At 70.9% G+C, this 12,728-nt stretch carries 11 protein-coding genes; 2 read left to right on the top strand and 9 right to left on the bottom strand.

Annotated features, from left to right (window positions below; genetic code table 11):
* Positions 1–42: 42 nt before the first annotated feature.
* The 3 genes from HNQ52_RS16155 to HNQ52_RS16145 all read right to left on the bottom strand — a co-directional run bounded on the left by HNQ52_RS16155 (position 43) and on the right by HNQ52_RS16145 (position 3,023).
* Complete coding sequence (locus HNQ52_RS16155; protein WP_221282124.1) at positions 43–894, bottom strand: CHAD domain-containing protein; 852 nt, start codon at positions 892–894, stop codon at positions 43–45.
* Positions 895–1,081: 187 nt separating this feature from the next.
* On the bottom strand, positions 1,082–1,825 hold the full coding sequence (locus HNQ52_RS16150) for a class I SAM-dependent methyltransferase (protein ID WP_183962228.1): 744 nt from the start codon (positions 1,823–1,825) through the stop codon (positions 1,082–1,084).
* A complete protein-coding gene (locus HNQ52_RS16145) occupies positions 1,812–3,023 on the bottom strand; it encodes a BtaA family protein (RefSeq protein WP_183962226.1) in 1,212 nt (403 codons plus the stop codon). Before HNQ52_RS16145 ends, HNQ52_RS16150 begins: the two co-directional genes overlap by 14 nt.
* A 154-nt stretch (positions 3,024–3,177) precedes the next feature.
* Between HNQ52_RS16145 and HNQ52_RS16140 the strand changes: the two genes are divergently transcribed.
* The gene (locus tag HNQ52_RS16140; RefSeq protein ID WP_183962224.1) at positions 3,178–4,038 is read left to right on the top strand and encodes a UDP-2,3-diacylglucosamine diphosphatase; all 861 of its coding nucleotides are present in this window, start codon (positions 3,178–3,180) and stop codon (positions 4,036–4,038) included.
* Positions 4,039–4,105: 67 nt separating this feature from the next.
* Here HNQ52_RS16140 and olsF read toward each other — a convergent pair whose 3' ends face one another.
* The 4 genes from olsF to HNQ52_RS16120 form a co-directional block, all read right to left on the bottom strand.
* A complete protein-coding gene (gene olsF / locus HNQ52_RS16135) occupies positions 4,106–5,818 on the bottom strand; it encodes a bifunctional ornithine lipid synthase OlsF (RefSeq protein ID WP_183962222.1) in 1,713 nt (570 codons plus the stop codon).
* A gap of 268 nt (positions 5,819–6,086) precedes the next feature.
* Positions 6,087–8,702 carry a DNA ligase D gene (gene ligD, locus HNQ52_RS16130; protein ID WP_183962220.1) on the bottom strand — a complete coding sequence of 872 codons (2,616 nt, stop codon included), beginning with the start codon at positions 8,700–8,702 and terminating at the stop codon, positions 6,087–6,089.
* A gap of 3 nt (positions 8,703–8,705) precedes the next feature.
* The gene (ku, locus tag HNQ52_RS16125; protein WP_183962218.1) at positions 8,706–9,656 is read right to left on the bottom strand and encodes a non-homologous end joining protein Ku; all 951 of its coding nucleotides are present in this window, start codon (positions 9,654–9,656) and stop codon (positions 8,706–8,708) included.
* Between the two features lie 335 nt (positions 9,657–9,991).
* Complete coding sequence (locus HNQ52_RS16120) at positions 9,992–10,990, bottom strand: SDR family oxidoreductase (RefSeq protein ID WP_183962216.1); 999 nt, start codon at positions 10,988–10,990, stop codon at positions 9,992–9,994.
* Between the two features lie 95 nt (positions 10,991–11,085).
* On the opposite strand from HNQ52_RS16120, the gene HNQ52_RS16115 reads away from it, so the two are divergent.
* A complete protein-coding gene (locus HNQ52_RS16115; RefSeq protein ID WP_183962214.1) occupies positions 11,086–11,859 on the top strand; it encodes a class I SAM-dependent methyltransferase in 774 nt (257 codons plus the stop codon).
* 22 nt (positions 11,860–11,881) lie between these two features.
* On the opposite strand, the gene HNQ52_RS16110 is transcribed toward HNQ52_RS16115, so the two are convergent.
* Both HNQ52_RS16110 and HNQ52_RS16105 read right to left on the bottom strand, forming a co-directional pair.
* Complete coding sequence (locus HNQ52_RS16110; RefSeq protein ID WP_183962212.1) at positions 11,882–12,094, bottom strand: hypothetical protein; 213 nt, start codon at positions 12,092–12,094, stop codon at positions 11,882–11,884.
* Between the two features lie 79 nt (positions 12,095–12,173).
* Positions 12,174–12,602, bottom strand: a complete 429-nt coding sequence (locus HNQ52_RS16105) for a hypothetical protein (RefSeq protein ID WP_183962210.1) — start codon at positions 12,600–12,602, stop codon at positions 12,174–12,176.
* Positions 12,603–12,728: the final 126 nt, after the last annotated feature.

The raw sequence follows: 12,728 nt of genomic DNA, 5'->3' as shown, positions 1-12,728 counted from the left end.
GGCAACGACCCCGCAACCGGCGAACCTGGCAAGGAACGCGCGTCAGCGCGCGCTGCGGCGGGCGGCGGCCTCGTTGCGCAGTACGCGCAGTTCGGCCACGGCGGCGCGGGTGGCGGAGGTTTGCGGCAGGCGTCGCAGCGCCTGCTGCAACAGGTGCAGGTCCTGTTCGCGGCCGAGGGCATCGGCCGCCTGCGAGAGCTGCGCGAGATCGCCCATGTGATCGCGCAGCCAGCCGGTCGACGCGCGTGCCGATGCCGCCACGGGGGCCGACGTGTGCTTGCGCAAGGTACGCAATGCATTCCACTGCATGCGCAGCCGCCGCAGCCGGCGGCGCCAGCGGTGGCGTTGCTCGAGCGTGGAGCGCCGGGCCGCGACCACCGCCTGCGCGCGCTGCACGCGGTGGACGCTGCGCTCCAGCGCCCTGTGCACGGTGTCGGCATCGAGGGTGTTCCACGGCAGCGCCGCGATGGCGTCCGCCAGCGTGGCGACCTGCGCGCCGCGCGCCGCGAAGGCCGGGTCGGCGTCGCGTTCGGAGCGGAGCAGTGCGTCGCGGCGCCGCGCGAGCTGGCGGCGCAGCGTTGCCCAGCGCGTTCGTGCAGTTTCGTCCTCGATGCGGCGGCGCACGCGCGTCGCGGTCTCGGCCGCCACGTGCGCATCGCGCAGCGCCGACAGCGACGTCGCGAGCGCCTTCAGGCCGGCGTCGATCGCCGCGCCGTCGGCACGGAACGCCTTGCGCCCGAGCAGCAGGATCGAACGCAGGCGGCGGATCGCCTTGCGTGCCTCGTGCACGCCGCGGTGCGGCGAGCGTGCGTCGCCGAGTGCGGCGCGCAAGGCGTCGAATTCGCGCATGGCGAGTGTGCGCAGCGCAACGCCAAGATCGCCATCGTCATGCACGGGGCTCGCCTCGCAACGCACGCCGTGCCCGGTCGGGGCGCCATCGCGGGAGAAGGGATGCTGGCCGTCGCACACGCGCTCCTCGGTGGCCGCACGGACGCGGCACGCAACCGGCAAATCCTCGCATGCCGCACGAGCACGCTGCGTGACAGTTTTTTGACATCGCCGCGTCGCGGCGACGACGGTCTCACACGGCAGCGCGCGCAGGCAGGCGACCGACGAACCGGTAATACGGCACGCGCAACCAGGGCACGTAGGGCAGCGGCGCGCGCGCCTCGACGAGTGCGTGCCGCGGCAGACGGGCGATCAGATGATCCAGATGCGCTGCGTCCAGGTGCACGCCATCGTGCGCGAACCAGCGCCGCCAGAAGGCGCGCGACACGTGCCCCTGATGCAGCCGGCCGGGTGCCGGACGCATGGCGCCCGCATGGAAATCCACGGCCGCCAGCACGCCGCCCGGTGCCAGCATCGCCACGGCGTTGTCGATCGCGGCGCGCCAGTCGGGGATCATCGTCAGCGCGTAGGACAGCAGCACGCAGTCGACCGGCGCATCGGGACGCCAGCGGGTGGCGTCGCCCTCGATGATGCGCACGTGCGGCCAGCCCCGCGTGCGGCGGCGCGCGATCTCGAGCAGCGGCGCGCACAGGTCGACGAGTTCGAAGCGCAGATCCTCGCGCCGCTCGCGCGGAAAGAACTCGAGGTTGCGGCCGGTGCCGCCGCCCAGTTCGACCACGCGCGCGCCGCGCGGCAGGTCGAGCGCGCCGATCAGCTCCGCACGCCCGTGCAGCAGACGATCGCGGAAGCGATCGTAGTGCTCGGCCTGCGGGCCGTAGAACGTGGCCAGGCGCGCGCCAAGGTCGCCGTCCGGCATGCCGCGCAGCAAGCGCGCCAGCACGCCGGCATCGGCGCGCAGCGATTCAAGCCGGCGCATCGGCGATGAGGAAGCCGGCATAGGTATGCACGCGGTCGCGCGGCTGCAGCGACGCGGCGAGCTCGTCGCGGAACTGGAGCAGCTCGCGCAGGCGTCGGCGCTGCGGCCCGACCTCGATCGTGTCGAGGTAGGCCGGCCGCGTCTGCGCGCTGCGCAGCAGGATCCTCGCGCCCGGCGCCGCCGAGGCCAGGATCGCGTCCCACTCCTGCACCAGTGCGTCGGGGTAGTAGCTGCTCATCCAGTCCATGTGGTCGAGCAGCACGTAGCGCGAGATGCGTCCCGGGTGGCGCCGCAGGAAGTCGGTCACGGTGCAGGTGTGGTGCTCGATGCGATCGACCAGGCCGCCGCGCAGGGCGTGGTAGCCCGCCTCGGTCAGATACGCCGGACAGCAGTCGCGCGCGTAGCTGCCGGTGAAGTAGACGCGCCAGAAGTAGTTGTCGCGCAGCGGCAGGTTGCGCACCACGTATTCGATCGCGCCGCGGATGAAGCCGGCCACGCCGCCGTCGTGCTGCGCCTCGACCAGCTTGCGCTGCGGGTACGGCACGCCGAGCAGATTCATCGTCGCCTGACGCGACAGCACCCAGTTGACCGGCCGGCTCCACAGGCGGTCGGCAACGCGGTCGTCGTAGATCGCACGCTGCTCGGCCACGCTGCCGGCATCGAACATCTGCTGCAGCGACTGGCGCAGGCTCGGCCGCAGTTTCAGATACTGCCCGACACCCCGCGCCGCCAGGCCGGACAGGCCGTGGAAATAGAAGCTGCCGCGGCGGCTCGCGAACCAGCGCCAGTGCCGGTCCCAGAACTCGCGTGCGAACGGCGACAGCCGGTCGCGCAGCCGCGTCCGGTACAGGGTATCGGCCTGCGCGTGAAAGCCGTGGCCGAACAGCGCGAAGACGTCGTCGAAATCGAGCGCGCGGATCGCGGCGATCTTGAGCTCCAGCAACGCGGTCTGGCGCGGGTTGGCGTCGACGGCATGGACCCGGCGCGGCGCATCGAGGGCGTAGTCGAGCGCATTGCAGCCGGCGCTGGTGATCACCAGCACCTCGTCGTCCGGCCCCAGGTGCAGCACTTCGCGGTCGATGGCGGGGTCTTCCCAGCAGGCGTTGTAGACCAGCGAACGCGAGTAGATCGCGCCGAAGATGCGCTGATCGATGCGGTCGCCGAGGCCGGGGCGGAGTGCGTGCGCGTTGGCCGACATGGTCCGGGACTCGCGGATGGAGAAGCGGGCGACGCTAGCGCCGGCGCATGACCGCCGCGTGACGCGGACGGTCAGAAAAACGTCACCGCGCCGCAACGCGGCTGCGACGCACGCGCCCGAGACTGTCGTCCCCGGGACACTCGGGGCCACGGCCATGACGCAACGCTACCGCAGCATCTTCGTGTCGGACGTTCACCTCGGCACGCCGGACTGCCGCGCCGACTATCTGCTCGATTTCCTGCGCAGGACGCGGTCGGACGTGCTCTACCTCGTCGGCGACATCATCGATCTCGAAGCGCTGGCGCAGCGCAGCTACTGGCCCGCATCGCACGGCGCGGTGCTGGCCGAGTTCGCGCGCATCGCCGCGCGCGGCACGCGCGTGGTGTACATCCCCGGCAATCACGATGCCGCGCTGCGTCCGCTGCATGGGCAGTCCATCAGCGGCGTCGAGATCCGGCTGCACGAGGAGCATGTCGGCGCGGACGGGCGCCGCTATCGCGTCAGCCACGGCGACGAGTTCGACCCGGCCCACATCGGCCGCGACTGGCTGACGTGGATCGGCGAGATCGCACACACGGGCCTGCGATGGTGCAACCGCAGCTTCAACGGACTGCGCCGCCAGCTCAGGCTGCCCTACCTGCCGCTCGCGATCATCGCCAAGTCGCGCATCGCCGCCGCCCTCGCCTACATCGACGGCTACGAACGCCGCGTGCTGGCCGACTGCGCGCGCTCGGGCTTCGACGGCCACATCTGCGGCCACATCCATTTCGGCAACATCCGCAGCGACGCCGGCGTGCTGTACCTCAACGACGGCGACTGGGTGGAACACTGCACCGCGCTGGTGGAGGACGAGCGGGGCGCGATGCGGCTGCTGCACTGGAGCGAACACGTGAGCGAGCTTGCCCGCGACGGGATCGACGGACGGGTGCCGTCGCCCGCGCTGCCGCTGGCATTCGCGTCGCTGACGTCGGCGCGGGTGGCACTGGCGCGGGAAGACGGGCGGATGGCGGCATGACCCGACGGCATGCTCCTGCCGGGGCGATGCGCCCGCGTTGCCGCCGGCGCGGCCCGTTGCATCGCACTCAAGCGATCGGACGCACGCCGCGCGGCGCGATGTAGCGCTCGAACTTGCGCCGCTTGATGCGCGACAGGTCCACGTGGATGAGACCGTCGACACTGCCGCCGAAGGCCGCATCGATGCCGAACGCGAGGAAACGCGCGCCGCCGGGCTCGCACAGCTCCGTGTAGTGCCTGTACAGCGCCGGGATGCGCGCGCCGAGTGCGTCGAGATTGTCGCGCAGCACGCGCATCGCCGCGTCGGCATCGAGATCGCCGAACTCGGTCGGCGAGCACGGCAGCAGGAACGGATTGGGCGAACGCACCAGCCCGTGCTCGCCGCCGAAGTAGTGGCTGTAGTAACCCACCATCAGCTGCAACGCGCGCTGCGGCAGCGCGCCGCTGATCGACACCGGACCGAACAGCGAGCGCACGTGCGGATGCGCGCGCAGCCAGGCGCCGATGCCGAACCACAGGTCGTCGAGGCTGCGCGTGCCCCGGTATTCGGGCGCGACGAAGCTGCGGCCGAGCTCCATCGCGCCATCGAGCATCGGCAGCAGCCGCGCGTCGAAGTCGAACAGGCTCGCGGTGTAGAGGCCGCGCACGCCGCGTTCGGCCAGCACGCGACCCGCATCGACCGCGCGGTAGGCACCGGCGACCGCATCGGCGCGCGCGTCCCACAGCACGATGTGGTCGTACCAGCTGTCGTAGACATCCGTGTCCATGCGCTTGCCGGTGCCCTCGCCCACGCTGCGGAAGGTGCGTTCGCGCAGGCGCGCGATATCGCGCAGCAGGGCCGAGTCGGTCGGCAGGCGGCCGGCGTGGATGCGCTTGCCGTCGAGCGTCTCGCCCAGCAGCGCGAGGTGGTCGAGATCGCTGCGGATGCGCGCCGCCGGCGGCCGGTGCACGAGCGCCGCGTGCCGCGCCGGCCAGTGCTCCCTGCGACGGCCCAGGGTCTCCACCGCAGCGCGCACGTCGCGGCTGACGCCGCGCCGGTCGGCGCCGAATTCGTCGATCGCACGCGGCGCGCCGACGCGCACCACGACGCGGCTGCCGCTGCGCGCGAACAGCTCGCGCGGCAGCAGCGGCGTGCCGAGCGGGCGGAACACCGCGGAGAGTCCGTAGAACAGCGCCGAATTGCGGCCCTCGATCCGCACCGGCAGGATCGGCGCGTTCGCCGCCTGCGCGAAACGCACGTAGCCGTCGCGCCATTGCGCGTCGCGCACGCCGCGCAGCGTCATGCGCGCGACTTCGCCGGCAGGAAACACGATCACCGCTTCGTCTCGCGCGAGCGCCCGCCGCACGTCGCGCACGCTGTCGGCTCCGACCCTGCCGCCGAAGATGCGCAGCGGAATGAGCAGGTCCGCAAGACCGTCGAGCGCGAGCAGCACGTCGTTGGCGAGGATCTTCACGTCCGGCCGCACGCTGCCGACGCAGGCCAGCAGCGCGAGGGCATCGATGCCGCCCATCGGATGGTTGGCGACGATGACAACGCGGCCGCTTTCGGGAATACGCTCGCGCTCGACCTGGTCGACGAGGTAGCGCGCATCCACGAGTTCCAGCGCCGCCTCGACGAAGGCCAGTCCGCGCAGATGCCCGCAGCGTTCGAGGAAGGCCTCGATCCTGTCGAACTGCGACAGCCGGGCAAACGAGCGCAGCAGCGGCCGCGCGATGCGCCCGCGCTCCCCGGCGAACCAGCGCGCAAAGCGCGCCTCGATCTTGCGTCCCAGATGCCGCATGCGATCGATCACGAGTGGGCCTGCGCGCACGCTAAGGCGCGTGCGTGTCAGCCCGGTGACACGCGCTGAACGCGATGCGCGCGTGTCGCGCCCCGGGCGTGCGAGCGTGCTCTCAGGCGCGCCGCCACATGCTCGCGCGCACGCGGCCCGCTGTAGGCGACCGGCGGGACGGTCCGGACGTGTCTGCCTTAATCGGTCTGCGCGTCACGTTCGCGTGGCGGCGCTGACGTGGCGTCTGCCACTGCTGGCTGCCGACGACGCGCGGCGCTCAGCGCAGTCTCGGCAGCGTCTGGCGGCACGATGCGAGGCCGTCCCACGGATCGTGCCTGAGCGCGGCGGCGCGGCGTTTTGCCTTGGCCAGGTCGAACGCGTCGGGGCCGGCGATGCGGCCCAGATCCTCCCAGCGCAGCGGCACCGCCACCGTGGCGCCTTCGCGCGCGCGCAGAGACCAGTTGGTGACGCTGGTCGCGCCGCGGCCGTTGCGCAGCCAGTCGATGAAGATGAGGCCGTTGCGCTTGGCCTTGCTGGCGGTGGCGACGTAGCGCTGCGGCGATGTCGTCGCCATCGCGTCGGCCACGGCTTCGCAGAAGGCCTTGGCCTCGTCCCAGCCGGCTTTCGGTTTCAGCGGCACCACCACGTGCAGGCCCTTGCCGCCGGACAGCCGCACCCAGCTGCGCAGGCCGATGTCGGCGAGGTTCCGGCGCACCTCGCGCGCGCCGGCCACCACGTCCTTCCACGCCACGCCCGGTCCCGGATCGAGATCGAACACGAGCCGGTCGGGATGCTCCGGATCGTCGTTGCGCGCACCCCAGGGATGGAACTCGAGCACGTTCATCTGCACCAGTTCGAGCAAGCCATCGACGTCGTGCACGCTGACGTAGTGCACGCGATCGCCGTCCTTCTCCTTCAGTTCCACCGCGCCGACGTTGGCGCCGAGGCTGCTGGCGTAGTGCTTCTGGAAGAAACACGTGCCGGCCGCGCCGTCCGGGCAGCGCACCAGCGACAGCGGACGGTCGGCGAGTTCGGGCAGCAGCCACGGTGCGACGGCGCGGTAGTAGTCGGCGACGTCGCCCTTGGTGAATCCGTGCTTCGGATAGACGACACGCTCGGGATGCGTGATCTTCACGCCCGTGTCGGCGGCGGCCTGCCTCATCGGACGTTTCGCAGGTGCGGACGCCTTCTTCGCGACCGCGCTCTTCTTCGCGGCCACCGTCTTCGGTGTCGCTCGCTTGGTTGTCGCAGGCATCGCCGCCACCTCCGCCACCGTCTTGTCCACGCGCAGCCGCTGGAAACTCGCCTGCCGCAGCAGGCCTTCCTTGCCCCAGCCGCGGAACGCGACTTCGGCCACGAGCTCGGGGTCGACCCAGTGCACCACGCCCGCCGCGCGCGGCAGGTGCGAAGGCAGGTCGACCGTCGGCGTGTCGCGCGCGAGCTTGCGCAGGCGTGCGCCCAGGCTGCGCAGCATATCTGTGTCGTAACCGGTGCCGACGCGCCCGACGTAACGCAGGCCGCCGTTATCGCGCGCCGCCATCAGCAGCGCGCCGAAGCCGGTGCGCGAGCCCTTCGGCGCGCTGTAGCCGACGATGACGAACTCGTCGGTATTCGCGTGCTTCACCTTCACCCACGCGTCGCCGCGGCCTTCGCTGTAATGGCCGTCGACGCGCTTGCAGACGATGCCTTCGACGCCCTGCGCCGTGCTCGCCTCGAACACGCGCGGACCCTGTCCGACGATGTGCGTGCTGAAGGCGAGCGCCGGATCCGGCACGCTCGCCACCAGGTCTTCGAGCAGCGCCTTGCGCTCGACCAGTGCGACGCGGCGCAGGTCGACGCCGGCCAGCACCGGCAGGTCGAACAGCAGGTAGCGCAGCGGCGCGTTGCTGTCGCCGCCGAGCGTGCGCTGCAGCGCGGAGAAATCGCTGCGGCCTTCGCTGTCGAGCGCGACGAGTTCGCCGTCGAACTGCGACTCCGGCACGCGCAGCGCGGCGAGCGCGGCGGCGATCTCGGGGAAGTCGCCGCTCCAGTCGAGGTTGTTGCGCGAGCGCAGCGCGACGCCGTCGTCGCCGGTCGATGCAAGCAGGCGGTAGCCGTCCCACTTGATCTCGTGCAGCCAGCCGTCGCCATCGGGCGCGGCCTCGCGCAGCGAGCACAGCATCGGGCCGACGAGGTTGCCGTCATGCTCGCGGGCGCCGTCGAGCGCCAGCGCGCGCTTGCGCCACGTCGCGACACCGGCGCGGCGCGTGGACGGTTTCTTTGCCGCGACGGACTTCGCCGCGCGCGGTGCGGCTTTCTTCGCGACGGCGACGGCATCCGCATGGCGGCGGCCGGACGCGGTCTTCGCCACGGCAGCGCCGGTGCCGATATCGGCGTCGGCCGCGAGTGCGTCGGCATCCGTGTCGGCCGCGTAGTCGTCGCTGCGCTTGATCAGCAGCCACTGGTTCTTGCTGCCGCGCCGCTGCTGCGTGCGCACGAGTTTCCAGCCGCCGCGCAGGCGTCCGCCGTGCAGTTCGAAATCGAGCTTGCCGGCGGCGATGGCTTCGAGCGGGTCGCCGACCATGCTCCAGACGCCGTGGTCGAAGATATCGACGTGGCCGGCGCCGTAGTTGCCTTCGGGAATGTCGCCGGCGAACGTCGCATACGACACCGGGTGGTCTTCCACTTCCACCGCGAGACGCTTCTCGCCTGGTCGCAGCGACGGGCCTTTCGGTACGGCCCAGCTCTTCAGCACGCCGTCGGCTTCGAGGCGGAAATCGTAGTGGCGCGCGCGGGCGTGGTGCAGCTGGATGACGAAGATCGGACGATGCCCGCGGACCGCGGACTCGCCCTCGCCGGAGGGCTCCGGCGTGGCGTCGAAGCGGCGCTTGCGGACGTAGTCGCGCAGGCCCATCGGTCAGGCGCGCTTGCGGGCCGGCGCGGCCTTCTTCGCCGCCTTGCGCGCCGGCGCCTTCTTCGCGGGCGCCTTCTTCGCCGGAGCCTTCTTTGCCGGCGCCCTCTTCGCGGGCGACTTCGCGGCCTTCGTTGCGCTCTTCGCCGCCGGCGTGCGCGTCTTGCCGGCGATGCTCTTCTGCAGCAGCGCCATGAAGTCGACCACGTTGGTGGTGGCGTCGGCGGGCTCGTCGTCCTCGACCTCGGGCGTGACCACACCCTGCTGCTTCATGCGCTTCTCGATCACATCGTGCAGCCGTGCGCGGAACTCGTCCTTGTAGTCGTCGGGCTTCCAGTCGCCGGACATCGACTCGATGAGCTGCTCGGCCATCTGCAGCTCCTTCGGCGTGATGCGGTAGTCGCTGTTCTTGCCTTCCGGCACGCGGTATTCGTCCGCGTCGACCACTTCCTGCGGGTAGCGCATCATCACAAGCACCAGCGCGTTGCCCTCGGGCATGACCGCGGCCAGGTGTTCGCGCGTGCGGATGACCACGCGCGCGATGCCGATCTTGCCGGTCTTCACCAGCGTCTCGCGCAACAGCACATAGCCTTTCTCAGCCTTTTTGCCGGGCACCAGCACGTAGGGTTTCTCGAAGTAGCGCGGGCCGATGGCGCTGGCGTCGATGAAGGCCTCGACTTCGACCGCGTTGTGGCTTTCCGGCGCGGCCGACTTGATGTCCTCGGGCTGCAGCACGACGTAACTGCCCTTGTCGTACTCGAAGGCCTTGACGATTTCCTTCCACGGCACTTCCTCGCCGGTCTCGGCGTTGACGCGCTCGAAGCGGATCGGCGCGTTGTCGCGCGAGTCGAGCATGCGGAAGTGGATGTCGGTGCGCTTCTCGCCGGACATCAGCGAGACGGGGATGTTGAGCAGGCCGAAGGAGAGGGTTCCGGACCAGATGGGGCGGGCGGCCATGGGTCGTCTCGGCGCAGGGGCGGGACATCCGTGCAGCAAGAGAAATGCCAGAGCCGTGCGCGCTACGTCCGGCGTGCGCAGCAATGCAGCGGCGTCGCAGCAGTTCGTCCTCCCGGCGCAGGCCGGGATCCGGTGACGTGGCTCCTGCACCATTGCCGCGCTGGCTGACCACAAGGAGCAACGTCGCTGGGTCCCGGCGTTCGCCGGGATGACGGGGTCGGGAGCGCGCGTGGACTGGCTGCGGCGTCGAAGCGTGCGGACTGCAGGGCTCGAGGCCTGCCGAGTGGCGATCTGCAATCGTGGAGCCGGCCTGCGCTTGCCGTGTCAGTCGCCGCTCACTGCTGCGGCCCGCCCACCACCGGCAGCACCAGTCCCGTGATGTAGCTCGAACACACCGGCGCCGCCAGGAACACGAACGCCGGCGAGAGTTCTTCCGGCTGCGCCGGGCGCTTCATCGGCGATTTCTCGCCGAATTTCGCCACCGCCTCCGCGTCGCGGTCGGCCGGGTTCAGCGGCGTCCAGACCGGACCGGGCGCCACCGCGTTCACGCGGATGCCGCGGTCGAGCAGCTGGCTCGCGAGCGACATCGTGAAGGCGTGGATCGCGCCTTTCGTCGACGAGTAGTCGAGCAGTTCCTTGCTGCCGGCAAGGCCGGTGACGGAGCCCGTGTTGATGATGCTCGCGCCTTCACCCAGGTGCGGCACGGCGGCGCGCGCCATGTACATGTAGCCGTAGATGTTGGTGCGGAAGGTCTCGTCGATCTGTTCGTCGCTGAGGTCTTCGATGGCTTCGACGTGCTGCTGGAACGCGGCGTTGTTGACGAGCACGTCGAGCCGGCCGAATTCCTTCACCGTCTGCGCCACGGCGGCGTCGCAGAAGGACGAATCCTTCACGTCGCCCGCGATCAGCAGGCAGCGGCGGCCTTCGGCTTCGATGCGCGCTTTCGTCTCCTTCGCGTCCTCGTGCTCGCTCAGGTACATCACGGCGACGTCCGCGCCTTCGCGCGCGAACAGCACGGCCACCGCGCGCCCGATGCCGGAATCGCCGCCGGTGACGATGGCGACGCGGCCGTCGAGTTTGCCGCTGCCGGCGTAGTCGGGCGCGAGGAATTTCGGCTTGGGGCGCAGTTTCGCTTCGATGCCGGGCTTGTCCTGGTGCTGCTTCGGCAGCGGGTTCTCCGGCTGCTCGCGCGCGCCCGCCTGCACGGGCGCCTTCGATTCCTTGTCGGGGCGCGCCTCGTTGCTGCGCATGGCCGCGTCCTGCAGCTTGCGGTGCTTTGCGGCGGTGCCGCCGGCGGCCTTTTTCGTCGTCGTCTTCGCGGGTGTCTTCGCCATGACGGAATCTCCTGGGGAAAGCGCCTGTGATGCGAGATTCGGGCCACGTCCGCCGCGCTCGGCTACACTTTGCGACCCCCGCACAGACCCCGCCGATGTCCGCGACCGACTCCGCCGCGCTCGAAGACCGCGCGCTCGCCAAGACCTGGTTCTACCCGTTCCGCCTGCCGTCGGGCCGCACCACGCCCACGTACGGCGTCGGCGAACTCGATCCGATCCACCACACGCGCTCGCAGATGCTCGACGCGCTGCTGGCGCAGGAATTTCCCGGCGATCGTTCGGCGCTGACGGCGGTCGACCTCGCCTGCCACCAGGGCTGGTTTTCCGCGCAGCTGGCGCAGGCCGGCTTCGGCCGCGTCACCGGCGTGGACACGCGCGACGAACACATCGCCGATGCGACGCTGATCCGCGATGCGCTGGGACTGTCGCAGTGGCAGCTGCACCAGAGCGACGTGCATGCGCTGCAGCCGCAGGACGTCGGCGGCGTGCACGACCTGGTGCTGTGCTTCGGCCTGATCTACCACCTCGAGAATCCGGTCGGCGCGCTGCGCGTGGCGCGGTCGCTGACGAAGCGCGTGTGCGTGGTCGAGACGCAGGTGGTGCCGGGCATGACCGGCTGGGTCGACTACGGCAGCTACCGCTTCGTGCGGCCGCTGAAGGGCAGCTTCGGCATCATCGACGAGATCGACGATACGCACGGGCCGGAGGCATCGACCACGGGCATCTGCCTGGTGCCGAGCGTCGAGGCGCTGGTGTGGATCATGCAGCGCGTGGGGTTCAAGCGCGTCGAGGTACTGCCCGTACCGGCCGGCGGGTACGAACAGCTGGTGCACCACAAGCGGGTGATGGTGGCGGGCTGGGTGGACTGAGCCGGTCCACGCCGACCGCGGCTCAGCCGGGAGCGAGCTGGAAGTCGGCCACCACGTCGAGCACCGCGAGTTCGAGCACGCGGTCGCTCGAGATCACCCCGCGCAGCACGCCGTCGCGCAGCGCGCGCTCGACGTCGGCGCCGCGCAGTTCGGTGGCGTCCAGCACCTTGCGCACCGCCGCGGCGCGCTGCGCAGGCTGCGCGCCGGCCAGAATCACTTCGATCTGAAGCTGCATGATCACGTTACCGGACAGACCTGCCGGTAACTGTCATGGCGGCGGCCATTCTCCCAGCGCCGCGGCCGCCGAACCGGGTTCAGGCCGGTGGCGCGCTCGGCACCGACGCCGCGGGCGCCTGCAGCGCCGGCACCGGCGGACGCGGCCCGCTGCGGCGCGCGAGCCAGACGAGCGCCCAGATCAGCAGCACCGGCACCAGGATCGGCGCGGCCAGGCCGATGCCCACGGCGGCGACGACGAGCACCGCCAGCACGATGCCGCCGATGGCGGCCAGCAGCGCGAGCGGCACCGCGATCACGGCCGCGACGATCGCCGCCAGCACCCCGACGACAAGGCCGACGAGCCCCACCAGGCCGCCGAACAGCCCGCCGATCAGGCCGCCGCCCAGTTCGAGCCCGCCGCCGACCACGCCGGCACCGACGCCGAACATCCACGACGGCGCCCAGATGCAGGCCACGAGCGCGGCGAACAGCAGCAGGCCGAAAAAGACGAGGATGGGATGTTTCATGAGGATCTCCTGAGCCGGCGCAGCGCATCCGCGCACGGTGTACAGAGCACGACGCGCCGCCCGGGCGAGTGTGACGCCGCGCCAACCCCGTCGAGCGGCGCGCTGCGTTGGCAGCCAGGGTCCGAC

Source organism: Chiayiivirga flava, assembly GCF_014202825.1.
Classification (GTDB): domain Bacteria; phylum Pseudomonadota; class Gammaproteobacteria; order Xanthomonadales; family Xanthomonadaceae; genus Chiayiivirga; species Chiayiivirga flava.
This window is presented reverse-complemented; position numbering and strand designations above follow the sequence as displayed.

Excerpts from the sequence above, each read along its gene's own strand:
- HNQ52_RS16150 (WP_183962228.1), bottom strand. The coding sequence starts at position 1,825 with ATGCGCCGGCTTGAATCGCTGCGCGCCGATGCCGGCGTGCTGGCGCGC.
- HNQ52_RS16145 (WP_183962226.1), bottom strand. The coding sequence starts at position 3,023 with ATGTCGGCCAACGCGCACGCACTCCGCCCCGGCCTCGGCGACCGCATC.
- HNQ52_RS16140 (WP_183962224.1), top strand. The coding sequence starts at position 3,178 with ATGACGCAACGCTACCGCAGCATCTTCGTGTCGGACGTTCACCTCGGC.
- olsF (WP_183962222.1), bottom strand. The coding sequence starts at position 5,818 with ATGCGGCATCTGGGACGCAAGATCGAGGCGCGCTTTGCGCGCTGGTTC.
- ligD (WP_183962220.1), bottom strand. The coding sequence starts at position 8,702 with ATGGGCCTGCGCGACTACGTCCGCAAGCGCCGCTTCGACGCCACGCCG.
- ku (WP_183962218.1), bottom strand. The coding sequence starts at position 9,656 with ATGGCCGCCCGCCCCATCTGGTCCGGAACCCTCTCCTTCGGCCTGCTC.
- HNQ52_RS16120 (WP_183962216.1), bottom strand. The coding sequence starts at position 10,990 with ATGGCGAAGACACCCGCGAAGACGACGACGAAAAAGGCCGCCGGCGGC.
- HNQ52_RS16115 (WP_183962214.1), top strand. The coding sequence starts at position 11,086 with ATGTCCGCGACCGACTCCGCCGCGCTCGAAGACCGCGCGCTCGCCAAG.
- HNQ52_RS16110 (WP_183962212.1), bottom strand. The coding sequence starts at position 12,094 with ATGCAGCTTCAGATCGAAGTGATTCTGGCCGGCGCGCAGCCTGCGCAG.
- HNQ52_RS16105 (WP_183962210.1), bottom strand. The coding sequence starts at position 12,602 with ATGAAACATCCCATCCTCGTCTTTTTCGGCCTGCTGCTGTTCGCCGCG.